The following is a 22,963-nucleotide window of genomic DNA, read 5'->3' as shown; positions in this document are numbered from 1 at the left end:
CCGCGACGGTCACTCCCCGCTCACCAGCACCACCTCCAGGGTGCGCGGGCCGTGCACGCCCTCGACCCGGTCGAGTTCGATGTCACTGGTGGCGGACGGACCGGAGATCCACGTCAGGGGCCGCGTCGGGTCGAGCCGCTCCAGGGCCTGCGGGACCGAGGAGACGACCTGGTCCGGGACGCGCACGACGCAGATGTGGTGATCGGGGATCAGCGTGATGCGGCGGCGGCCCTGGTCGGGCGAGCCGTCGAGCACGATGGTGCCGGTCTCGGCGACGGCGACCGCGCAACCGGTGACCACGCTCCCCGCCTTGTCCAAGTCGTGCGTGGTGCTCACGGCACGGTCGTGCACCCGGGTGGGATCGGCGGCGGACATCCACTCGGGCGGCAGGCCCGGGGGCACGAGCACGTACTGCGGTCCCCGCGCGGCGAGCAGCCTCGTGATCAGGTACGGGAGCGCCTCCTCGTCCTGGCAGCGGTGCACGATCGCCCGGTAGTCCGCCAGGTTCTCGGCGAGCAGGTCGACGGTCTCCTCGGTGGTCCGGGAGCCGTGCTCACTCCGGTACTGCCGGTCCACGGCCGTCTCGTACGACGTCTGTGCATCGCCCCGGGGCGCCTCGCCCAGCGCGCGACGGACCCGGCCCAGGATGATGTCCCTGCTGCTCATTTGCCGCTCTCCTTCTTGCCGTGCGTGCGCTGCCACCAGTCCCTGAACGGCTCCGCGGGCACCTGCGGCAGATCCCGCGTCGCGCTCCAGGCCCGGCCGGGACCGGGGAGCGTACGGGGATGGAAGCGGCGCGTGCGCGAGGCCATGCGCTGGCCCGCGCGCAGCGCTCCGGGGTGGACGAACGCCCAGCCGGCCGCGCGCATGGCCGCCCGCTCCGCCGCATGGCCCTTCGCCGGCTTCAGGACCACCCTGTTGCCCTGGCGGGTGGCCGGTCCGCCCTGCACGACCCGCTCCCGCAGGTGCACGAGGACTTCGGGGATGTCGATGGCGACGGGGCAGACTTCGTAGCAGGCGCCGCAGAGGCTGGAGGCGTAGGGGAGTGAGGCGTCGATCTCGCTTGCTGTGCCGCGGAGTTGGGGGCTGAGGATGGCGCCGATGGGGCCGGGGTAGACGGAGCCGTAGGCGTGGCCGCCGGCCCTTTCGTAGACGGGGCAGACGTTGAGGCAGGCGGAGCAGCGGATGCAGCGCAGGGCCTGGCGGCCGACTTCGTCGGCGAGGGTGTCGGTGCGGCCGTTGTCGATGAGGACGAGGTGGAAGGCGCGCGGGCCGTCCGTGTCGGTGGTGCCGGTCCACATCGACGTGTACGGGTTCATGCGCTCGGCCGTGGAGGAGCGGGGGAGTGTCTGGAGGAAGACTTCGAGGTCGCGCCAGGTGGGGATGATTTTCTCGATGCCGACGACGGAGATGAGTGTCTCGGGCAGGGTGAGGCACATGCGGCCGTTGCCCTCGGACTCGACGACGACGAGGGTGCCGGTCTCGGCGACCATGAAGTTCGCGCCGGAGATGCCGACCTTGGCGCGCAGGAACTTCTCGCGCAGGTGGAGGCGGGCGGCTTCGGCGAGTTCGGCGGGGGTGTCGGTGAGGCCTTCGGGGGCCGGGCGGCCCCATTCGCCCATCTCCTTGGTGAAGATGTCGCGGATCTCGCCGCGGTTGCGGTGGATGGCGGGGACGAGGATGTGGGAGGGGCGGTCGTGGCCGAGCTGCACAATGAGTTCGGCGAGGTCGGTCTCGTAGGCGGCGATCCCGGCTTCTTCGAGTGCTTCGTTGAGCCCGATCTCCTGGGTGGCCATCGACTTGACCTTGACGACTTCGCACTCGCCGGTCTCCTTGACCAGGTGGGTCACGATCCGGTTGGCCTCGTCGGCGTCGGCTGCCCAGTGGACGGTGCCGCCCGCCGCGGTGACGGTCTCCTCCAACTGGACGAGGTAGGTGTCGAGATGACGGAGGGTGTGGTCCTTGATCTGTTTGCCGGCCTCGCGCAGCAGTGCCCAGTCGTCGAGCTCGGCGACGGCTTTGGCCCGCTTGTCGCGGATGGTGTGCGTGGCGTGCCGGAGGTTGGCGCGCAGGGTCGTGTTGCCGACGGCCTCGTGCGCGGCCTTCGGGAAGGCGGGCATGCCGACGAACGTGCCGCTCATGACAGGGGCTCCTCTTCCGTGCTCGCCAGGATCTCCGCGATGTGGACGGGGCGCATCGCGGTGTGCAGGCGGGACATCGTGCCGCCGAGGTGCATCAGGCAGGAGTTGTCCGCCGCGCACAGGACGTCGGCTCCGGTCGAGCCGGCGTTGCGGACCTTGTCCTCGCCCATGGCCGCCGAGACATCGGAGTTCTTGACGGCGAAGGTGCCGCCGAACCCGCAGCACTCCTGCGCACCCGGCAGCTCCTTGAGGTCAAGTCCCTTGACCGCCATGAGCAGTTGGTAGGGCCGGTCGCCGAGCCCGAGGGAGCGCAGGCCGTGGCACGTCGGGTGGTACGTCACGGTGTGCGGGTAGTACGCGCCCACGTCCGTCACACCGAGCACGTCCACGAGGAACTCGGTGAGCTCGTACGTCTTCGGCACGACCGGCGCGAGAGCGGCCGCGAGCCCGTCGCCGCGGCCCTCCGCGCGGGCCCGCTCGCCCATGCGCGGGTACAGCTCGCGCACCATCGCCCCGCACGATCCCGACGGCGTCACGATCGCGTCGTACTCACCGAATACATCGGAGAACTTGCGGGCGAGCGGCTCCGCCTCATGGCGATAGCCGGTGTTGTAGTGCGCCTGTCCGCAACAGGTCTGCCCCATCGGGAAGTCGATGTCGACACCCAGTCTGGTCAGCAGATTCACCACCGCACGGCCGGTGTCCGGGTAGAGCGTGTCGTTGACACACGTCAGGAACAGTGCGACGCGCATCGCGGCCCCTTCGTATCGATCATCGGATGGGTGCAGGGTACGCGGCAGGCGGCCCGGAGGGGAGACACCTGGCGTCACCGTTCGGCGAGGCGCCGCTCGGCGGCCCGCCACGCGGTGTGGTTCCCCCGCGGCTCGTACCTGGTCAGGGGCTGGGTGCGGGCGAGGAGTTCGCGCATCGCCGCCCGGTCGCCGACGAGGCCGTGGGCGCGCGCCTGCACGAGTACGTTGCCCAGGGCCGCCGCCTCGGCGGGGCCCGCCACGACCGGGAGACCGCACGCGTCGGCGGTGAGCTGGCACAGCAGCGCGTTACGGGCGCCGCCGCCCACGATGTGCACGACGTCGACCGGGTGGTCGGCGAGGCGTGCCGCGTCGGCTGTCGCACGCCGGTGAGCGAGCGCCAGGGAGTCGAGAATGCACCGGGTCGTCTCGGCCCGGGTGCGCGGCACGGGTTGGCCCGTGGTCCGGCAGGCCTCCGCGATGCGCTCGGGCATCCGGCCCGGGGCGAGGAACACGGCGTCACCCGCGTCCACCACCGACCGCAGCGGCGCAACGTCCGCTGCCTCCCGCAGCAGCGCCCCGAGTTCGGCATCCCCCCAGGCGCGCAGGCACTCCTGGAGTAGCCACAGGCCCATGATGTTGCGCAGATAGCGGACCGTGCCGTCCAGACCCAGCTCGTTCGTGAAGTTCGCGGTGCGGCTCGCCTCGCTCAGGACGGGGGCGTCGAGTTCGAGACCGGCCAGCGACCAGGTGCCGGTGCAGATGTAGGCGAACCGCTCGCCGGGAACGGCCGGGACGGCGGCCACCGCGGACGCGGTGTCGTGCGAGCCGACGGCCGTCACCGGAACCGGACCCGCCAGCCCCGTCTCCTCCAGCACCTCCGGCAGCAACTGCCCCGCCGGGTCCCCGGGCCGCCGCAGCGGCGGGAAGAGCCCGAGATCGACCCCGAGGCGCTCGGCGACCGAGAACGCCCAGTCACCGGTGCGCGGGTCGATCAGCTGGGTGGTCGAGGCATTGGTCACCTCCGTGCCCAGCTCGCCGGTCAGCCAGTACGAGATCAGATCGGGAATCAGCAACAGGCGCCGTGCAGCCGCAAGTCGGGCGGATCCCTGTGCCGCCACGAGCTGGTAGAGCGTGTTGAACGGCGCGTACTGCAAGCCCGTCGCCGTGTAAAGCTCCGCCGCCGGCACGCTCGCCCAGACCTTCTCCGCCACGCCCTCGGTACGCCCGTCGCGGTAGTGCACGGGGTGGCCGAGCAGCGCGCCGTCCGCGTCGAGGAGGCCGTAGTCCACGGCCCAGCTGTCGATGCCGACGGACGCGATCCGCTCGCCCGCCGTGGCGCCGGCGGCGCGCAGCCCCTCCAGCACGCCCGCGTACAGGCCGAGCACGTCCCAGCGCAGCCCCTCCGGAAGCCGCACCGGACGGTTGGGGAAGCGGTGGGCCTCCGCCAGGGCGAGGGTGCCGGGGCCGACCCGGCCGACCATGACGCGCCCGCTGGAGGCACCCAGGTCGACCGCGGCGAACGCGCCCGTCCGGGCGGGAACCGGATGCGCCATGGCCGCGCTCATCGCAGGAAGGCCGCGGCGACGCCGGCGTCCACCGGTACGTGCAGCCCTGTCGTGTGCGTGAGGTCCCCGCCCGTCAGGGCGAACACCGCGTTGGCGACATGCTCGGGCAGTACCTCGCGCTTGAGGAGGGTCCGCTGCGCGTAGAACTCGCCGAGCTTGTCCTCCTCGATCCCGTACGTCGCCGCGCGCTGCGCGCCCCAGCCGCCCGCGAAGATCCCGGAGCCGCGCACCACGCCGTCCGGATTCACGCCGTTGACCCGGATGCCGTGCTCGCCCAACTCAGCGGCCAGGAGCCGTACTTGATGCGCCTGGTCGGCCTTGGTCGCGGAGTACGCGATGTTGTTCGGGCCCGCGAACACCGCGTTCTTCGAGGCGATGTACACGATGTCGCCGCCGAGCCCCTGCGCCCGCATGACACGGGCGGCCTCGCGCGACACGAGGAAGGAGCCGCGCGCCATGATGTCGTGCTGGAGGTCCCAGTCCCGGGCCGTCGTCTCCAGGAGCGGCTTCGAGATGGAGATGCCGGCGTTGTTCACCACGAGGTCGACCCCGCCGAACGCCAGGACCGCCGCCCCGAACGCGTCGACGATCCGCTCCTCCGACGTCACATCGACCGTGACGGCCACCGCCTTGTCGGGACCGCCCAACTCCTCGGCCACGGCGGCCGCGTTGTCCCCGTTCAGATCCGCGACCACCACGCACGCGCCCTCCGCCACGAGCCTGTGGGCGATCGCCTTCCCGATTCCGCTGCCCGCGCCCGTCACGAGCGCGACCCGGGTGGCGAGCGGCTTGGGCTTCGGCATCCGGCGGAGCTTGGCCTCCTCCAGGGACCAGTACTCGATGCGGAACTTCTCCGACTCCTCGATCGGCGCGTAGGCCGACACGGCCTCGGCGCCGCGCATCACATTGATCGCGTTGACGTAGAACTCGCCCGCGACGCGCGCCGTCTGCTTGTCCTTGCCGAAGCTGAACATGCCGACCCCGGGGACGAGCACGATCGCCGGATCGGCGCCCCGCATCGCCGGCGAGTCAGGGCCCGCGTGCCGCGTGTAGTAAGCCGCGTACTCCTCGCGGTACTCGGCGTGCAGCTGCCTCAGGCGCGCGACCGCCTCGTCCAGGGGAGCCGTCGGCGGCAGGTCGAGGACCAAGGGCCTGACCTTCGTCCGGAGGAAGTGGTCGGGGCAGGACGTGCCGAGCGCCGCCAGGCGCGGGTGCTCGGTGCGCGACAGGAAGTCGAGCACGACGTCCGAGTCGTCGAAGTGCCCCACCTGGGGCCGGTCCTGGGAGGCGAGCGCCCTGACGAACGGGGCGAGCGCGGCGGCCCGCTCCCTTCGCGCCGCCGGTCCTGCGCCGGTGTACCCCGCGAGCAGCGGTCCGAACGGCTCGGCCCTGCCCCGTTCGGCGAGGAACGCCTCCGCGGTATGGATGATGTGCAGGGAGCGCCGCTCGCACTCCTGTGCCGTGTCGCCCCACGCCGTGATGCCATGACCGCCGAGGACGCAGCCGATCGCCCGCGGGTTTGCCTGCTTGACCGCCGCGATGTCCCGGCCGAGCTGGAATCCGGGCCTGCGCCACGGCACCCACACCACGGCGTCTCCGAAGCATTCGGCGGTCAGCTTCTCGCCGTCCGCGGCGCAGGCGAGCGCGATCCCGGAGTCGGGGTGCAGGTGGTCCACGTGCGCCGCGTCCACCAGTCCGTGCATGGCGGTGTCGATGGACGGCGCGGCGCCGCCCCTGCCGTGCAGGCAGTAGTCGAACGCGGCGACCATCTCGTCCTCGCGCTCCACCCCCGGATACACGCCCTCCAGGGCGCGCAGCCGGTCCAGGCGCAGGGCGGCGAGCCCGTCGGCCGTGAGCGTCCCCAGGTCGCCGCCCGAGCCCTTGACCCACATCAGCTCGACGTCACCACCCGTCACCGGGTCGGTCGACGTGCCCTTCGCCGAGGTGTTGCCCCCCGCGTAGTTCGTATTGCGCGGATCCGCGCCCAACCGGTGTGAACGGGCCAAGAGTTCGCTCACGCACGCGTGCTCCTCCGTCATGTCGCTCATGCCCCCCATCCGGCCTGTACGCCTCCGACGCGGTCCTTCACGATCCGCTCCTGCCATCCTGAGCGCCGGTAGGCCCCCATGGGATCCGGGTCGAGCCCCAACTCTTCCCTGACCTCCTCCAGTAGGGGACGCACGTCCGTGTTGTACGCGTCCATCAGCACCCCGTTGGCCGCCAGCACATCGCCCTCCCGCTGGGCCGCGGCGAGCGCCTCGGCGTCGACGAGCAGCGCCTTGGCGGTGGCCTCCTGGACGTTCATCACCGAGCGGATGATCGCGGGGATCTTGGCCTCGATGTTGTGGCACTGGTCGAGCATGAACGCGATCCCGGAGTCGGCCTCCAGACCGCCGCCCCGCCGCACCTCATACAGGATCCGGAACAGCTGGAAGGGGTCCGCCGCGCCGACCATCAGGTCGTCGTCCGCGTAGAAGCGCGAGTTGAAGTCGAACGCGCCGAGGCGTCCCTCCCGCAGCAGGAACGCGACGATGAACTCGATGTTGGTGCCCGGCGCGTGATGCCCGGTGTCCACACACACCTGTGCCTTCTCTCCGAGCTTGAGGCAGTGCGCGTACGACGTGCCCCAGTCCGGCACGTCGGTGGCGTAGAAGGCGGGCTCGAAGAGCTTGTACTCGAGCACCATGCGCTGGTCGTCGCCCAGCCGGTCGTACACGGTCCGCAGCGCCTCGGCTAGCCGGTCCTGGCGGTCCCGGAGGTCATCCTGGCCGGGGTAGTTGGTGCCGTCGGAGAACCACAGCTTCAGATCGCGCGAGCCGGTGGCGTCCATGATGTCGACGCACTCCAGGAGGTGGCCGACGGCCTTGCGGCGCACCGCGGGGTCCGGGTTGGTGACGCTGCCCAGCTTGTAGTCGTCGTCCTGGAAGACATTGGAGTTGACAGCGCCCAGCTTCACACCGCACTCCTCGGCGTACGCGGCGAGCTTCGCGTATCCCTCGGGTCCGCCCTCGACGCGGTCCCACGGTATGTGCAGCGCCACGGTCGGCGCGGCACCTGTGAACGCGTGGACCTGCGCGGCGTCGTCGAGCTTCTCCCGCGGGGTGCGGGGCACGCCGGCCTGGGCGAACACCTTGAAGCGGGTGCCCGAGTTTCCGTAAGCCCAGGACGGTGTCTCGATCGACTGGCGCTTCAGGACGGCCTTGGCGGCCGCTGTCCGCGCCTCGTGTGCTGTGGACCCGGTCATGTCTCTCCTGTGAACGAACGATCGTTGTGAAACGATTCAAAGCCTGACGCTAAAGGGCCGTGCGGGGCGTGTCAACGGCCCCGCACGGCCTTGTCGGTGACGGCGCCCGCGGCCCGATCTCTCAGGCCGCGGGCGCAGTTCAGCCTTCGCCCGTCAGTGTGAAGCGGTGGGTGCCCGGGGTGAGAGCGGAGACCGTGACGCGGCCGGAGTCCAGGCGCACCCCGGACGCAGCGGATCTGCCGTTCCGCCAGAGCGTCCGCCCGCCCGAGCGCACCGTCGCGCCCCGGCCGTCCGTGGGCAGCGCGACGACCCCCCGAGTGCCCCGCGGCGCACGCACGGTCAACGTGTACGTTCCGCCCTTACGCTCCCACTCCACACCCAACGGCCCATGAGGTGTGGGTAGTTCGCCCCTAGCCCAGCGCACCGAGCCGGTGAACGGACGTACCTCCCAGGCGGCGTACCCCGGCGACGTCGGCTTCGCGCCGAGCAGCTGATGGGTGAGCGCGGGCAGCACTCCCGTGGACCACCCGTGCGCCATGCTCGTGTACGCGCCCTCGTACAGCGAGCCGTTCGGACCGATGCCCTCCCAGTGCGTGATGCCGGGGTCGTGGCTCTCCATCCACCCGTAGGTGCGCTTGATCTGGTCGATCGCCGAGTCGGCCAGGCCGCTCTCGAAGCGCGCCACGAACTCCGGGTACGAGGTGAAGGCGTACACCCGCTGGGAGGCGCCACCGAAGAGGGTGTCGTTGTCCATGAAGGCGTTGCCGTACCGGCGTTTCGTCGTCGCGTCCAGGTGGGCGAGCGCCGACGCCGCCCGCTCCGCGCCCGCGACGCCCGACGTGATGGCGATCGCGTTGCCGTCCTGCGCGTGCCGGACGGCGCCGGTCGCGGAGTCCAGATAGGCGCCCGCCGCCTCGTCCCACAGATGCGTGTTGACCGCCTGGGCGACCTTGTCCGCCCGCTCCCGCCACCGCCCCGCGTCCGTGTCATGGCCCACGTGCTCCGCGATACGGGCCGCGTCCCTCAGGGCCTGCACATAGTTGGCGTTGTAGTACGTGATCCGGCCCGTGCGCCCGAGGAACGCGTAATCCCCGTACCCCGACGTGCCGTTGAGGCCCTTGCTCAGCAGGCCCGCGTCGTCCGTCACACTCGGGTACCACGTGTCGAGGACCTTGACGAGCTGCGGGTAGTAGCGCTCGGCGTAGTCCTTGTCGCCGGTGTACAGGACGTAGTCCCAGCTGCACGTCACCCACCACAGCGGGTAGTCGAACAGCGGGAGCGTGTACTGGTTGATGGAGGCCGGCGGGATCCAGCCGTCGGCCCGCTGGTGCTCCGCGAGGTCCGCCAGCACGTTGCGCGCGGCCTCGGCCGCGTCGTCGTGCGTGAGATAGAGGGTGCGCCCCGCCACCGCCACGTCACCGACGTACGGATCCCGGTCCCGCTTCGCGCCGTCGTGCAGGACGAGCTTCCCGTCGAGCGACGCGCTGAAGGCGCCCCGCGGGTCCACGTCGTCCGCGCGGAAGGTGTCGACGACCAGCTCGTTCGTGTACGAGGCGTCGTACCAGTAGCGGTTCAGCTCCTCGTCGGAGCACAGGAACCAGCCGCGGTATGACTCCGGTGTGCCGAGATACGCCGTGAAGTCGAGCGACACCGCGTCCACGGCGACGGTCCCCCACGGCTGCGCGGCGGGCGCGTCGGTCGGCAGCGCGTCCAGCGTGATCTTGAGATAGCGGAAGCCGTGCAGGCCGTCCGCGTACACCTTGTCGCCGCCCGAGGCGTAGCCCTTCTTGTCCGTCCACGTGGCGCCGCCCGCGGGCACGGCGTACTGGTCCGTTCCCTTCGAGGCGCCGCCCGCCTGGTCGTTGCGGGTGAAGTCGGAGCGGTCGGTGAGGAACTGGAGCGTCTCGGAGAAGGCGAGACGCACCCCGGGGTTGTTGCCGGACGCCGAGGCGAAGTCGACCTTCGGGTGGCCGACGACGACCTTGCCGAAGTCGAGCGTCACGCTCGGCGCCACGACCGGGTCCACGGCCTCGGGCCAGACCTCGTTGATCCGCGTGAACACGCCCTGCCCGAGGTCCTGGGCCGAGGTGACCGTGATCCGCACCCGCGCCGTGGACACCGGCGCGTCGAAGCGGACGGCGCGCTGCACCGCGCTGTTGCCGGTGACGGCGGCGACCTTTTGCCAGTCCGAGTCCACCCAGGCGTCCACCGTGAAGTCCGTGGGAACGCCGTCCACGTCGGACACCACGGTCAGGCCCGCGAGCGTGAGCGCTTCGGGCACTGTCACCGTCAGGGTGTCGGGGAAGGCGCGCTCGGTGTCGTCGTTCCAGAAGGTGTCGAGGTCACCGTCGACGGCGTGCTGCGCGTCGTACGTGCGCGGCCGGCCGTCGCCTCCGTTGTTGCCGGCGTGGGTGGTGGAGCCCTCCGCGGTGGTGCCGTCGGGCCAGCGCGGTGGCGCGGGAGGTTCGGGGCGGCGCAGGACGGTGACCTGGCCGCCGGGTTCGAGGAGGGCGTCGGGACGCGTCACGTCACCGGCCGACCGGACGATCCGCACCGGTCGCACCGTGCGGCCGGACGGCGCCTGGACGTAGCGGTGCCAGGCCGCGTCCGGGACCGGTGCGGCAGCCGAGCCCTGAACCGGTGTCGCTGCCGCGGCCGTTCGCGCGCCCAGGAGGGGCAGCCCGGCCGCGGCCAGCACCGCCCCGCCCACACCCGCTCCGAGCACGGCGCGCCGGTCGGGCCCCTGTGCTGTCTTCACGTCATCCGTCACGTCTGTGTGCCTCCGTCCGCCCGCGCCGGGACGGGGCAGGAGTGAATCGATTTAGGCATGGGCTCATCTCGGCCTCGTGGTCCGTCAGTTGGAGAAGCGGTGGGTGCCGGACGCCGCGGCGAAGACGACACAGCCGTCGTCCATGCGGAGGAACTTCGTCGCTCCGTGGGCCACTTGGGCCGCGTCGGACGCGGGGATCCACACCTCGGCGGTCGTGTTGGCCGGCACGGTGAGCGTGAGCCGGAAGCCGCCCGAGTCCATCGACCACTTGGTGCTGATCGGTCCCTGGACGGAGTCGTAGCGCCCCTCCGCCCGCGTGATCCCGCCCCCGGGCCGTGGCCGCACGAGGATCTTGCGGAAGCCCGGCTCGGCCGGTGCGATACCGGCGATGTTCGCGTACATCCACTCGCCGACCGAGCCGTACGCGTAGTGGTTGAACGAGTTCATCCCGGCGTCCTGGAAGCTGCCGTCCGGCTTGATGGAGTCCCAGCGCTCCCACATCGTCGTCGCGCCCTTGTCGATCTGGTAGCCCCAGCTGGGGAAGGACCGCTGGACGAGCAGCCGGTAGGCGACGTCGGTGTGACCGGCCGCGGTGAGGACCGGCAGCAGGCGCGGTGTGCCGAGGAACCCCGTCGACAGGTGCCAGTCCTTCGCCTTGATGAGAGCGACGAGGCGGTCGGCGGCAGGGCCCCGGTCGTTCTCCGCCAGCAGGTCCATCGACAGCGCGAGCACGTACGCGGTCTGCGTGTCGCCCTTCACCTTGCCGCCGTCCGAGACGTACGTCGCGCGGAACGCGTCACGCACACTGCCGAACAGCGACGCGTACGGCGCCGGGTCCTTGCCGAGCGCCTTCGCCGCCCGGGCGACGAGGTCGGCGGCGTGGGCGAAGTAGGCCGTTCCGATGACGTCCTTGGGCGTCTCGTCCTGGAGGTTGAGCCAGTCCCCGAAGCCCTCGGCCGGGCGCAGGAAACCGCTGCTGTGCTTCTCCAGGTAGTCGAGCCACTTCAGCATCGACGGCCACGACTGTTCGAGGACGCGCGTGTCGCCGTACGCCTGGTACAGCGCCCACGGGACGGTCACGCCCGCGTCGCCCCAGCCCGCGACGCCGTCGCCGACGCCGGGCATGTCGGGGGCCACGTTCGTGAACGCGCCCTCGTCGCTCTGGCCGTCGCGCAGGTCGCCCAGCCACTTGGTGAGGAAGCGGGCCGACTCCATGTTGTAGGCGGCCGTCGGCGCGAAGACGTTGATGTCGCCGGTCCAGCCGAGCCGCTCGTCGCGCGCCGGGGTGTCGGTGGGGATCGAGACGAAGTTGCCGCGCTGCCCCCAAGTGATGTTCTGGTGCAGCTGGTTGAGCATCGGCACGTTCGTCGAGAAGTCCATCGTGAAGGGCGCAGACGTATGGATGACCCGCCCCACGACGGCGTTGAGCGGCGGCTTGCCGGGGTAGCCGGTCACCTCGACGTAGCGGAAGCCGTGGAAGGTGAAGCGCGGCTCGTACGTCTCCTTGCCACCGCCCTTGAGGGTGTACGTGTCGGTGGCCTTCGCCGTCCGGAGGTTGGCGGTGTAGATCGTGCCGTCCGGGTTGAGGACCTCGGCGTGCCGCAGCCGTACGGTGGTGCCGGCCTTCCCGGCGACGGTGAGGCGGACCGCGCCGACCATGTTCTGGCCGAGGTCGTAGACGAACACGCCGGGCTTCGGCTCGGTCATCTTCCGTGCGGGCAGCTCGCGTTCGAGGCGGGTGGGGCCGCCCGCCTCGGCCACCAGGGCGGCGCTCACCTTGTCGACGGCGGTGGCCGCGACCCAGCCGGAGTCGTCGAACCCGGCGCGCGTCCAGCCCTCGGTCTCCAGGCGCGCGTCGTACTCCTCGCCCGCCATCAGGTCGGCCTCGGTGACGGGCCCGGTCGAGGCGCGCCAGTCGGTGCCGGACAGCACCCGCTCGGTCGATCCGTCGGTGTACGTGACCTCCAACTGGGCCAGGAACGCGGGTCGTTCGCCGTACTGGTGCGGACCGAACCAGGCGATGTTCCCCGCGTACCAGCCCGCGGCGACCGTCGCCCCGAGCGCGTTGGCCCCGGACTTCACCAGCTTGGTCACGTCGTACGTCTGGTACTGGACGCGTTTGCGGTAGTCCGTCCAGCCCGGCGCGAGCCGGTCCTCACCGACCCGCTCGCCGTTGATGTGGGCCTCGTACAGGCCGAGGGCCGTCGCGTAGAGGCGAGCCCGCGCGACCGACCGGCCCTTGAGCCGGAACTCGTGGCGCAGCTGGGCGGCGGGGGCGTGCGATGGCGCGACCTTGCCCCAGGGGCCCGAGCCCCACTTGGCGAGGGCCTTCGCCGCCCTCCACGAAGTGTCGTCGAACCCGGCCGACTTCCAGTCGCCGGCGGGCTCCTGGTCGGCGGCCTTCCAGTCGGTGCCGGTGACGAAGGTCTTCACCCCGTCGGCCGTCGTCAGCTCCAGGAGGCCGAGCAGGCCGGCGGGGCTGTCCGTGGCGTTGACGGCAGAGACGGCCAACGTGGCCGCACCGGAGCGGAGTTGGGCGGTCACGTCGACGACGGCCGGGCGGCGCCAGTTCTCCGCCGGGCCGTCCGGGTCGGCGTGCGCCACCTCGGTGCCGTTCACGTACGCGGTGTAGCCGTCGTCGGCGGTCATCACCAGGCGGGCCCGGGTCAGGCCTTCCGGGATGTCGGCACGGCCGCGGAAGTAGCGGGTTCCCGCCGGGGCGCCGGTGGCCGGGTCGCCCTCGGGGAACCAGATCCAGGAGGCGTCGTCGAGCGCGGGCGCCCCGATCAGCGCCGCGGGCGCGCCGATCCAGCGGGCGGACCAGTCGGACGCGGCGGTCAGGCCGGTCTCCCACCAGGACGGCTCGCTCCACTCCGAGGCGCCTCCCGCGGTGTCCCAGACCCGGACCGACCAGTAGTAGCGGGTACGCGCGGCCAGGGCGGGGCCCGCGTAGGGGACAAGGGTGGACTCGGGGGACGCGATCTTGCCGCTGTCCCACACGTCGGGGTCGGTCAGGCGGCTCGCGGTGGTGGCGACCCGTATCTGATAGGCGCTCTGGGCCCGGCCCGGTTCGTCCGACTCCAGGGGCCAACTCAGCCTGGGGTGCGGTACGTCGATGCCGAGCGGGTGGCTCACGTACTCGACGGTGGGTGCGCTCACGCGCACGGCCTTCGCGGCCCGGGCCCCTCCGGCGGCTCCCGAGGCAGGGGCGGCCTGCGCGGCTCCCGGCGCGGCGGAGGCGATGGCCGTCCCCAGGGCGGCAGTCGCGGTCGTGCTGAGCAGTCGTCTTCTGCTGATCACACTCGGCTCCATACGACTCGGCTATGAATCGTTTCAGGACGGGAAGTTAAAGTGACGAGAGTGACCTGTCAAGGGTTTGCCGCAGCGCTACAAAGGGTTGAGAGATTTCCAAGTCCCCACCATTGACGCCGCTGTTGGTGCGGGACTAGCTTCCGTGCAATCTGTTTGAAACCTTTCATAGTCAGCTCCGCAGACCCGATCGGTGCCATTCACATGAGAGAGCCCCCCGTCCTGGCCGTAGAGGGACTCGACAAGTCCTTCGGTGCCGTGCGCGCCCTCCACGGCGTGTCCCTGCAGCTCCACGCCGGAGAGGCGCACGCCCTCGCCGGAGAGAACGGCGCGGGGAAGTCCACCCTCATCAAGACGCTCGCCGGGGTCCACCGGCCCGACGCCGGCACCGTGCTCATCGACGGCGAGCCCGTCACCCTGCACGGACCCGCCGACGCCCGCGACGCCGGGATCGCGGTCATCTACCAGGAGCCCACGCTCTTTCCGGACCTCTCCGTCGCCGAGAACATCTTCATGGGGCGCCAGCCCCGCCGCTCCCTCGGCCGGATCGACCACAAGGCGGTCAAGGCCGCTGCCGCCGCGCTCTTCGCGCGGCTCGGCGTCGACCTCGACCCCGAGCAGCCCGCGCGCGGCCTGTCCATCGCCGACCAGCAGATCGTGGAGATCGCCAAGGCGCTCTCCTTCGACGCCCGGGTCCTGATCATGGACGAGCCGACCGCCGCGCTCACCGGCAGCGAAGTGGCCCGCCTCTTCGCCGTGGTGCGCACCTTGCGCGAACAGGGCTCCGCCATCCTCTTCATCTCCCACCGCCTGGAGGAGATCTTCGGGCTCTGCCAGCGCGTCACGACGCTGCGCGACGGCGCCCTGATCGCGAGCGAACCCGTCGAAGGCCTCACGGAGGACGACCTCGTACGCCGCATGGTCGGCCGCGACCTCGACGAGCTCTACCCCAAGCAGGCCACCGACATCGGCGCAGTCGCCCTGAGCGTGCGCCGGCTGACCCGCGAAGGCGTCTTCACCGACGTGTCGTTCGACGTGCGGCGCGGCGAGATCGTCGGCCTCGCGGGGCTCGTCGGGGCCGGTCGCAGCGAGGTCGCCCGTGCCGTCTTCGGCATCGACCGCCGGGACGCGGGCACCGTCGAGGTCGACGGCCGTGCGCTCGTCAACGGCGCCCCCAGCGCCGCCATGGCCGCCGGACTCGCCCTCGTGCCCGAGGACCGCCGCGCCCAGGGCCTCGTGATGGGCATGTCGATCGAACGCAACATCGGGCTCACGGGGCTGCGCACGACCGCGCGGGCCGGTCTCATGGACCGCCGGGCCGAGCGCAGCCGCTCACTGGACTGGGCCGTGAAGCTCCAGGTCAAGTACGCGCGGATCGCCGACGCGGTCGGCACCCTGTCCGGCGGCAACCAGCAGAAGGTCGTCCTCGCGAAGTGGCTCGCCACCGGCCCCCGCGTGCTGATCGTCGACGAGCCGACGCGCGGCATCGACGTCGGCACCAAGGCCGAGGTGCACCGGCTGCTGTCCGGACTCGCCGCGGACGGCGTCGCGGTGCTGATGATCTCGTCCGACCTGCCGGAGATCCTCGGCATGGCGGACCGCGTACTCGTCATGCACGAGGGCCGTCTCACGGCGGAGATCCCGCGCACCGAGGCGACGGAGGAGTCCGTGATGGCGGCGGCGACAGGGAGGGCGGCGTGATGCGTGCCCCGAGCGAAGCGAACCCCGGAAGGAGGACCCCATGACCGTCACCGCGCAGCCGCCCGCGCCCGCAGTCGGTCCCGACAAGGCCGGCGGTACCCGGCTCGTCGACCGGGTGTTCAAGTTGCGTGAACTCGCCATCCTGCTGGTCTTCCTGGTGATGATTGGCGTCACCCAGGCCGGCAACACCGAGTTCCTCTCGGAGCAGGGCATCAAGGACCTGCTCCTCAACGCCACCATCCTCGTCCTCGTCGCCACCGGGCAGGCGCTGGTCGTCATCACGCGGAACGTCGACCTGTCCGTCGGCTCGACCCTCGGCATCACCGCCTTCGCCGCCGGTGACTTCCTCCACGCAGGCGGCAACTCCGTCGTCGCGATCGTGCTCGCCGTCGCCCTCGGCGTCGGCTGCGGGCTCCTCAACGGCGCCCTCGTCAGCCTCGGCCAGGTACCGGCCCTCGTCGTCACCCTCGGCACGCTCTACGTCATCCGCGGCATCGACTCGATCTGGGTCGGCTCGCGGCAGATCACCGCGTCCGATCTGCCGGGCGGATACGTCGACTTCGGCTCCGGCGGCATCTCCGCGGTGCCGTATCTCGCGCTGATCGCCCTCGCCGTCCTGATCGCGGTGGCGTACTACCTGCGTCACTTCGGCGGCGGGCGCGAGCTGTACGCGCTCGGCTCCAACCCGGAGGCCGCGCGCCTCGCCGGCATCCCCGTGCGCCGGCGGATCCTCGCCGCGTACACCGCGTGCGGAGCACTCGCCGGGCTCGCGGGCGCCCTGTACCTGGCCCGCTTCGGCAACGTCGACTCCGCCACCGGCAACGGCTACGAACTCACCGTCGTCAGCGCCGTCGTGGTCGGCGGCGTCGCCTTCACCGGCGGCTCCGGCAGCGTCTACGGCGCCGCGCTCGGCGCCCTCCTGCTGACCTCGATCAACAGCGTGCTGCCCGCCCTGGGTGTCAGCTCGGTGTGGGTGCTCGCGATCAACGGCGTCCTGCTGGTCCTCGCCATCGCCGTCGACCGGGTCGTCGCCCTGCGCGTCGCCGAGGCACTGAAGAAGAGGGCTGCATTCAACAGAAGGAGTGGCCGCCATGGCTGATCTCCCCCTCGCCCGCGCCGTCCGGTGGGACACCGTGGTGGGCGCCCTCCTGATGGTGCTCCTCCTGGCGTCGTTCTCGTTCGTCGACGGCTTCGGCAACGCGCTCAACCTGTCGTTCCTGCTCGGCAACACCCTGCCCATCGCGCTGATCGCGCTCCCCATGACCCTCCTGGTGGTCGCCGGCGAGATCGACCTCTCCGTCGCCTCGACGGCCGGCCTGTCCGGGGCCGTGATGGGCTCCCTGTGGAACGCGGGCATGGCCATCGAGACGATCATCCCGCTGTGCCTCGTCCTCGGAGTCCTCTGCGGGCTCGTCAACGGCCTCCTGGTGACCCGCCTCGGCCTGCCCTCCCTCGCCGTCACGATCGGCACCATGGCCGCCTACCGCGGCATCGCCCAGATCATCCTCGGCTCGGACGCTGTCACCGACTTCCCCTCGCAGTACCTGGACTTCGCGGCCGGACGCATCGGCGACACTTTCCTGCCGTACACGTTCCTGCCCTTCCTCGCGCTGCTCGCGATCGCGGTCGTCATCCTGCACGCGACGCCGTTCGGACGCTCCCTCTTCGCGATCGGCGCCAACGAGGAGGCGGCGCGCTTCGCCGGGATCCGCGTCCGGCGGCACAAGCTGTGGCTGTTCGTCGCCACCGGCCTCATGGCCTCGCTGACCGGCGTGTTCTGGGCCCTGCACTACGCCAGCGCCCGCTACGACAACGCCACCGGGCTCGAACTCTCCGTCGTCGCCGCCGTGCTGCTCGGCGGCATCGACTTCGACGGCGGCCGGGGCACCCTCGGCGGCGCGATCGCCGGAGTGTTCCTGCTCGGCGCCCTCCAGAACGCGATGAGCCTGCTCAACGTCTCCGCCCAGTCGCAGATCGTCGTCACCGGCGTCCTGCTGGTCGTCTCCGTGCTCGGACCCCGCGTCGCCCGGCAGATCGGGACCGCCCGAGCGGGCCGCCAGGTCACCACCCCCTCGCACTGACCTCACGTACCGCCCGAAAGGGGCCCACGATGTCCGCACCCGCACTCCGCCGAGCCTGCCTGGCGCTCGCCGCCGTCACCTCCCTCGCACTCGCCGCCACCGCGTGCGGCGGCACCACCAAGGACTCGGCGAAGGACGACGACGCCGGCACGTCCTCCCACGCCAAGGCCGACCCGGGAGCCGCGACCAAGAAGGGCCTGAAGGTCGCCTTCCTGCCCAAGCAGGTCAACAACCCGTACTTCACCACCGCCGACAAGGGCGGCGAGAAGGCCGTCACCGAGCTCGGCTCGACGTACAAGGAGACCGGCCCCAACAGCGCCACCGACACCAGCGGGCAGGTCAGTTACGTCAACACGCTCACCCAGCAGCAGGTCGACGCGATGGCCGTGTCCGCTCAGGACCCCGGCGCCCTGTGCACCGCCCTCAAGCAGGCCATGAAGAACGGCATCAAGGTCGTCACGTACGACTCGGACACCAAGCCCGAGTGCCGCAACGCCTTCGTCTCGCAGGCCAGTGCCGAGGCGCTCGGCCGCACCCAGGTCCAGCTCCTGGGCGAACAGACCGGCTACAAGGGCGACATCGCGATCCTGTCCGCCGCGCAGACCGCGACGAACCAGAACACCTGGATCGACTTCATGAAGGACGAGCTGAAGAAGCCCAAGTACAAGGACATGAAGCTGGTGAAGGTCGCCTACGGCAACGACGACGCCCAGCAGTCCTTCCAGCAGACCCAGGGCCTCCTCCAGGAACACCCCCAGCTCGCCGGGATCATCTCCCCGACCACCGTCGGCATCAAGGCCGCCGCCCAGTACCTGTCCGGCTCCAAGTACAAGGGCAAGGTCGCCCTGACCGGCCTCGGCACCCCCAACGACATGCGCAAATACGTCAAGAACGGCACCGTCGAGGGCTTCGAGCTGTGGGACCCGGCCAAGCTCGGCGAGCTCGCCGCCCGCACCGCCGTCGCACTGTCCTCCGGGCAGATCACCGGCAAGGAGGGCGAGACCTTCAAGGCCGGCGCCATGGGCACCTTCACCATCGGCAAGGACGGCGTGATCGACCTCGGCAAGCCCACCGTCTTCGACCGGAAGAACATCGACGACTACCACTTCTGAGGCCGCCGTCCCCCGAGTCCCCCGTCCCCACAGCCACCAGCGCATTCACGGGTAATCTGAATCATTCCCGTCGCTCATCGCCCCATGGAGGTCCCCGCCAGATGGCCCAGTCGGTGGGTATCAAGGACGTCGCCCGCGCCGCCGGAGTCTCCGTCGGCACGGTCTCGAACGTCATCAACCGCCCGGACTCCGTCGCGTCCGACACCAGGGCCCGGGTGCTGGCCGCCATCGACCGGCTCGGCTACGTACGCAGCGAGTCGGCGCGCCAGCTGCGCGCCGGCCGCAGCCGCATCATGGGGCTGCTCGTCCTCGACATGGGCAACCCGTTCTTCGTGGACGTCGCGCGCGGCGCCGAGCGTGCCGCACGCCAGGCCGGGCTCGGCGTCATGGTGTGCAACAGCGCGCAGGACCCCTCCGAGGAGGCCGAGTACCTCTCCCTGTTCGCCGAGCAGCGCGTGCGGGGCGTGCTCCTCACCCCGGCCGAGGCGAGCGGCCGCAACATCGAGAGCTTCCGCCGGCACGGCATCCCGTTCGTGCTCGTCGACCGCGTCGCCGAGGGCACCTCGGAGTGCTCCGTGTCCGTGGACGACGTCACTGGCGGCGCGCTCGCCGTGCGCCACCTCGTCGACGCCGGACACCGCAGCATCGCCTACGTCAGCGGCCCGCCCGCGCTCAACCAGGTCAAGGACCGCCGCACCGGCGCCCTCCAGGCCCTGGCCGAGGCGGGCCTTCCGGCCGGAGCGCTGCGCGAACTGCCCACGGAGCGGCTCGACGTCGCGGCGGGACGCGACGCCGGGGCCCGCCTGCTCGGCCTCGCCGATCGCCCCACCGCCGTGTTCTGCGCCAACGACCTGCTCGCCCTCGGCGTCCTCCAGGCGATGTACGCGGCCGGTGTACGGGTCCCCGAGGACATCGCGATCGTCGGCTACGACGACATCGAGTTCGCGTCGGCCGCCACCGTGCCCCTGACCTCGGTGCGCCAGCCCGCCGTCACCATGGGAGCGATGGCCGCCGAACTCCTCCTGGAGGAGACGGAACCCGCGAGCGGCGAGCCCCACCGCCACCGCAGGGTCGTCCTCCAGCCCGAGCTGGTCGTACGGGGGTCGAGTCTGGGCTCGCGCTGACATGTGCTGAACTGGGCGGACACCGCACACCGCATTTCGAACGCCGCCCAGGAGCCTCCTTGACGACCGCCACATACCGCCAGCCCGGTGTCGTCCTCACCGACCGCCGCTTCACAGTGCCGCTCGACCACGACCACCCCGAGGGCGAGAGCATCGAGCTGTTCGCCCGCGAGGCGGTGGCCACCGGCAAGGAACACGCGAACCTTCCGTGGCTCCTCTACCTCCAGGGCGGTCCCGGATTCGGCGCCAACCGCTTCTCTGGCAAGCAGGCCTGGCTCGGCACGGCGCTCCAGGACCACCGGGTGCTCCTCCTCGACCAGCGGGGCACCGGCAGCTCCACCCCGGCCAACCGGCAGACGCTTCCGCTGCGCGGCGGCCCGCGCGAACAGGCCGACTACCTGACGCACTTCCGCGCCGACTCGATCGTCAGCGACTGCGAGGCCATCCGCGGCGAGGTGACCGGCGGCGCCCCCTGGACGGTCCTCGGCCAGAGCTTCGGCGGGTTCTGCGCCACCCACTATCTGTCGACGGCCCCCGAGGGCCTCACCGCCGCCGTCATCACCGGCGGCCTGCCCACCCTCGACGGCCACGCGGACGACGTCTACCGCGCCGCGTACCCGCGCATCGAACGCAAGGTCGCCGCCCACTACGCGCGCTACCCGCAGGACGTCGAACGCGCCCGCCGCATCGCCGAGTACCTCTCCGAGCACGAGCCCGTACTGAACGGCGGCTACAAGCTGACCGTCGAGGCGTTCCAGTCCCTCGGCATCCTGCTCGGCGGGACCGGCGGCAGCGACCGCCTGCACTACCTCCTCGAGGACGCCTTCGTCCGCACGCCCGCGGGCGTCGAACTGTCCGACGCGTTCCAGGAGGACGTACAGGCCACGCTCTCCTACGCCGGACACCCGCTCTACGCGCTCGTGCACGAGGCCATCTACGGGCAGGACGACCGGCCCACGAACTGGTCCGCCGAGCGCGTACGCGCAGAGTTCCCCCAGTTCGACGCCGCGAAGACCCTCGCCGGTGACGGGCCCCTGCTCTTCACGGGCGAGTCCGTGCACCCATGGATGTTCGACTGCGACCCGGCCCTGCGCCCCCTGCGCGAGACCGCGGAACTCCTCGCCGCCCGCACCGACTGGGCCCCGCTCTACGACCCCGCGCGCCTGGCCGCCAACGAGGTGCCGGCCGTCGCCGCCGTTTACCACGACGACATGTATGTCGACACGGCCCACGCCCTGCGCACGGCCCGCGCCGTCAAGGGCCTGCGCACGTGGGTCACCGACGAGTTCGAGCACGACGGTCTGCGGGCCGGAGCGCCGCGCGTCCTCGACCGACTGCTCGCGATGATGCGCGGAGACGTCTGAGAGGGCACGGGCGGGGGAGGCGAGACGGCCTTCCCCGCCCCGCGAACACCCCCGCATCGCGGACCACGCCGCATTAGGGTGCGGCCATGACCGAGCCGAAGATCCAGACCGCCGCCCCCGACCAGCTCCAACCCATGCCCGAGGACTGGCAGCGCGCCCTCGCCGTCGTGGCACACCCGGACGACCTCGAATACGGCTGCTCCGCGGCGATCGCCGGCTGGACCGACGTCGGACGCGAGGTCACGTACGTCCTCGCCACCCGCGGAGAGGCGGGCATCGACACCCTCGAACCCGCCAAGTGCGCGCCCCTGCGCGAGCAGGAGCAGCGTGCGAGCGCCGCCGTCGTAGGCGTGGACACCGTCGAGTTCCTCGACCACAAGGACGGCGTCGTCGAGTACGGAACCGCGCTGCGCCGCGACATCGCCGCCGCGATCCGCAGGCACCGGCCCGAACTCGTCATCACGCTCAACCACCGCGACACGTGGGGCGGCGTCGCCTGGAACACCCCCGACCATGTCGCCGTCGGCCGCGCCACCCTCGACGCGGCGGCGGACGCCGGCAACCGCTGGATCTTCCCCGAACTGATCGAGCAGGGCCTCGAGCCGTGGAACGGCGTGCGCTGGGTCGCCGTCGCGGGCTCGTCGTCGCCCACGCACGCGGTCGACGCGACGCCCGGTATCGAACGGGCCGTGCACTCCCTGCTCGAACACCGCACGTACATCGAGGTGTTGACGGACGAGGACCCCGAAACCTACTGCCGCTCCTTCCTCACCGGCAACGTCCAAGCCACCGCGGAGCGCTTCGGCGGCACACCGGCCGTACCGTTCGAACTCTTCAGTCGGTAGGGCCCGTCGCCTACCCTGCGCCTTCTGATGACACGTCAGAAAGGTGGGGGTGGTGGCGCGGTGATCGACACGACGAGCAACGAACTTCCCGGTGAAGACGAAGGCGAAGGCGGGAGTGGGGGTGGGGGTGGGGGTGGGGGTGACGGTGCGCTGCGGCTCCGGCTGCACGTCGAGGACGGCGGCATCGGCGTCCTCACCCTGTGCCGGCCGGAGAAGCTGAACGCCTGGAGCTGGGAGTCGAGCCGTCAACTCGGCCTGCTCGCCGACCGGATCCGCTTCGACGACACGATCCGGGTGGTACTGCTGCGGGCCGAGGGGCGGGCCTTCTGCGCGGGCATCGACATCAAGGCGCCCGGCGGCGGGATCACCGGACGCTCTGGGTCCGAGCGCACGCGCAACTACTACGAGGGCATCCGCTGGGTCCATGAGCGGTTCCGCGCGTTCGCCGGCCTGCCGCAGCCCGTCGTCGCGGCCGTACAGGGCTACTGCCTCGGTGTCGGGTTCGAGCTGGCGCTGATGGCCGATGTGCGGATCGCGGCCGACGACGCCGTGTTCGCACTGCCGGAGACGCGGCTCGGGGTCGCGGTCGACGCGGGCGGTGATCTGCGGATCGCGCGCGAGGCGGGCGCCGGCTGGGCCAAGTTCCTCGCGCTGACGGGCCGCCGCATCGACGCGGGGACGGCGCACCGGCTGAACCTCGTCCAACAGGTCATCGGGACAGGCGAGTTGGCGGGGGCCGCTCACTCGGTCGCCGCGGAGATCGCGGCCAACGCGCCACTCGCCGTGCAGTCCGTCAAGCGGGACATCGACGCCTTCGCGGACGCGGGCATGGGGGCCGCCCTCGACCGAGTGGCGATGAGCGCGGCGCTCACGCTCACGTCGGAGGACATCAGGGAGGGGTACACGGCGAAGACGGAGCGGCGCGAGCCCCGGTTCGAGGGGAAGTAGCGCTTGA

The 22,963-nt window shown here is 71.3% G+C and carries 16 protein-coding genes; 8 read left to right on the top strand and 8 right to left on the bottom strand.

The window, feature by feature from the left end; all coding sequences use genetic code 11:
* Positions 1-9 precede the first annotated feature (9 nt).
* The 8 genes from OG456_RS00650 to OG456_RS00615 all read right to left on the bottom strand — a co-directional run bounded on the left by OG456_RS00650 (position 10) and on the right by OG456_RS00615 (position 13,772).
* Positions 10-666, bottom strand: coding sequence for a lactate utilization protein C (locus OG456_RS00650; RefSeq protein ID WP_266556079.1), 657 nt, complete (start codon positions 664-666; stop codon positions 10-12).
* Positions 663-2,141 carry a LutB/LldF family L-lactate oxidation iron-sulfur protein gene (locus OG456_RS00645; RefSeq protein WP_266556077.1) on the bottom strand — a complete coding sequence of 493 codons (1,479 nt, stop codon included), beginning with the start codon at positions 2,139-2,141 and terminating at the stop codon, positions 663-665. The genes OG456_RS00650 and OG456_RS00645 overlap by 4 nt, the downstream gene beginning before the upstream one ends.
* The gene (locus OG456_RS00640; protein ID WP_266556075.1) at positions 2,138-2,893 is read right to left on the bottom strand and encodes a (Fe-S)-binding protein; all 756 of its coding nucleotides are present in this window, start codon (positions 2,891-2,893) and stop codon (positions 2,138-2,140) included. The genes OG456_RS00645 and OG456_RS00640 overlap by 4 nt, the downstream gene beginning before the upstream one ends.
* Before the next feature lie 74 nt (positions 2,894-2,967).
* The gene (locus OG456_RS00635; RefSeq protein WP_266556073.1) at positions 2,968-4,446 is read right to left on the bottom strand and encodes a rhamnulokinase family protein; all 1,479 of its coding nucleotides are present in this window, start codon (positions 4,444-4,446) and stop codon (positions 2,968-2,970) included.
* Positions 4,447-4,454: 8 nt separating this feature from the next.
* Positions 4,455-6,476 carry a bifunctional aldolase/short-chain dehydrogenase gene (locus OG456_RS00630; protein ID WP_266556071.1) on the bottom strand — a complete coding sequence of 674 codons (2,022 nt, stop codon included), beginning with the start codon at positions 6,474-6,476 and terminating at the stop codon, positions 4,455-4,457.
* A 26-nt stretch (positions 6,477-6,502) separates the two neighbouring features.
* Positions 6,503-7,702, bottom strand: a complete 1,200-nt coding sequence (gene rhaI / locus OG456_RS00625) for an L-rhamnose isomerase (RefSeq protein ID WP_266556069.1) — start codon at positions 7,700-7,702, stop codon at positions 6,503-6,505.
* Between the two features lie 139 nt (positions 7,703-7,841).
* Entirely contained in the window at positions 7,842-10,472 is a 2,631-nt protein-coding gene (locus OG456_RS00620) for an alpha-L-rhamnosidase C-terminal domain-containing protein (RefSeq protein ID WP_266556067.1), read from the bottom strand.
* Positions 10,473-10,556: 84 nt separating this feature from the next.
* Positions 10,557-13,772, bottom strand: a complete 3,216-nt coding sequence (locus OG456_RS00615) for an alpha-L-rhamnosidase (RefSeq protein ID WP_266556065.1) — start codon at positions 13,770-13,772, stop codon at positions 10,557-10,559.
* Between the two features lie 213 nt (positions 13,773-13,985).
* On the opposite strand from OG456_RS00615, the gene OG456_RS00610 reads away from it, so the two are divergent.
* From OG456_RS00610 to OG456_RS00575, 8 genes are all read left to right on the top strand, one after another.
* The gene (locus OG456_RS00610) at positions 13,986-15,482 is read left to right on the top strand and encodes a sugar ABC transporter ATP-binding protein (RefSeq protein ID WP_266556063.1); all 1,497 of its coding nucleotides are present in this window, start codon (positions 13,986-13,988) and stop codon (positions 15,480-15,482) included.
* Between the two features lie 40 nt (positions 15,483-15,522).
* Positions 15,523-16,581 carry an ABC transporter permease gene (locus OG456_RS00605; RefSeq protein ID WP_266556061.1) on the top strand — a complete coding sequence of 353 codons (1,059 nt, stop codon included), beginning with the start codon at positions 15,523-15,525 and terminating at the stop codon, positions 16,579-16,581.
* A complete protein-coding gene (locus tag OG456_RS00600; protein ID WP_266556059.1) occupies positions 16,574-17,563 on the top strand; it encodes an ABC transporter permease in 990 nt (329 codons plus the stop codon). Before OG456_RS00605 ends, OG456_RS00600 begins: the two co-directional genes overlap by 8 nt.
* 29 nt (positions 17,564-17,592) lie before the next feature.
* Positions 17,593-18,675: a rhamnose ABC transporter substrate-binding protein gene (rhaS, locus tag OG456_RS00595; RefSeq protein WP_266556057.1), complete on the top strand. Its 1,083-nt coding sequence runs from the start codon at positions 17,593-17,595 to the stop codon at positions 18,673-18,675.
* Positions 18,676-18,776: 101 nt separating this feature from the next.
* The gene (locus OG456_RS00590) at positions 18,777-19,799 is read left to right on the top strand and encodes a LacI family DNA-binding transcriptional regulator (protein WP_266556055.1); all 1,023 of its coding nucleotides are present in this window, start codon (positions 18,777-18,779) and stop codon (positions 19,797-19,799) included.
* 59 nt (positions 19,800-19,858) lie between these two features.
* Positions 19,859-21,163, top strand: a complete 1,305-nt coding sequence (locus OG456_RS00585; protein WP_266556053.1) for an alpha/beta fold hydrolase — start codon at positions 19,859-19,861, stop codon at positions 21,161-21,163.
* An 86-nt stretch (positions 21,164-21,249) separates the two neighbouring features.
* Positions 21,250-22,008 carry a PIG-L deacetylase family protein gene (locus tag OG456_RS00580; protein WP_266556051.1) on the top strand — a complete coding sequence of 253 codons (759 nt, stop codon included), beginning with the start codon at positions 21,250-21,252 and terminating at the stop codon, positions 22,006-22,008.
* Between the two features lie 27 nt (positions 22,009-22,035).
* Entirely contained in the window at positions 22,036-22,956 is a 921-nt protein-coding gene (locus OG456_RS00575) for an enoyl-CoA hydratase/isomerase family protein (protein WP_266556049.1), read from the top strand.
* The last annotated feature ends 7 nt before the right edge of the window (positions 22,957-22,963 follow it).

The organism is Streptomyces sp. NBC_01446, from assembly GCF_026340095.1.
GTDB lineage: Bacteria > Actinomycetota > Actinomycetes > Streptomycetales > Streptomycetaceae > Streptomyces > Streptomyces aureus.
The sequence above is the reverse complement of the archived record's forward strand: the minus strand, read 5'-3'. Positions and strand labels throughout refer to the sequence as shown.

What these genes read in the sequence shown, in the direction of transcription:
- OG456_RS00650 (WP_266556079.1), bottom strand. Translation starts at nt 666, where the DNA reads ATGAGCAGCAGGGACATCATCCTGGGCCGGGTCCGTCGCGCGCTGGGC.
- OG456_RS00645 (WP_266556077.1), bottom strand. Translation starts at nt 2,141, where the DNA reads ATGAGCGGCACGTTCGTCGGCATGCCCGCCTTCCCGAAGGCCGCGCAC.
- OG456_RS00640 (WP_266556075.1), bottom strand. Translation starts at nt 2,893, where the DNA reads ATGCGCGTCGCACTGTTCCTGACGTGTGTCAACGACACGCTCTACCCG.
- OG456_RS00635 (WP_266556073.1), bottom strand. Translation starts at nt 4,446, where the DNA reads ATGGCGCATCCGGTTCCCGCCCGGACGGGCGCGTTCGCCGCGGTCGAC.
- rhaI (WP_266556069.1), bottom strand. Translation starts at nt 7,702, where the DNA reads ATGACCGGGTCCACAGCACACGAGGCGCGGACAGCGGCCGCCAAGGCC.
- OG456_RS00610 (WP_266556063.1), top strand. Translation starts at nt 13,986, where the DNA reads ATGAGAGAGCCCCCCGTCCTGGCCGTAGAGGGACTCGACAAGTCCTTC.
- OG456_RS00605 (WP_266556061.1), top strand. Translation starts at nt 15,523, where the DNA reads ATGACCGTCACCGCGCAGCCGCCCGCGCCCGCAGTCGGTCCCGACAAG.
- OG456_RS00600 (WP_266556059.1), top strand. Translation starts at nt 16,574, where the DNA reads ATGGCTGATCTCCCCCTCGCCCGCGCCGTCCGGTGGGACACCGTGGTG.
- rhaS (WP_266556057.1), top strand. Translation starts at nt 17,593, where the DNA reads ATGTCCGCACCCGCACTCCGCCGAGCCTGCCTGGCGCTCGCCGCCGTC.
- OG456_RS00590 (WP_266556055.1), top strand. Translation starts at nt 18,777, where the DNA reads ATGGCCCAGTCGGTGGGTATCAAGGACGTCGCCCGCGCCGCCGGAGTC.
- OG456_RS00580 (WP_266556051.1), top strand. Translation starts at nt 21,250, where the DNA reads ATGACCGAGCCGAAGATCCAGACCGCCGCCCCCGACCAGCTCCAACCC.
- OG456_RS00575 (WP_266556049.1), top strand. Translation starts at nt 22,036, where the DNA reads ATGACACGTCAGAAAGGTGGGGGTGGTGGCGCGGTGATCGACACGACG.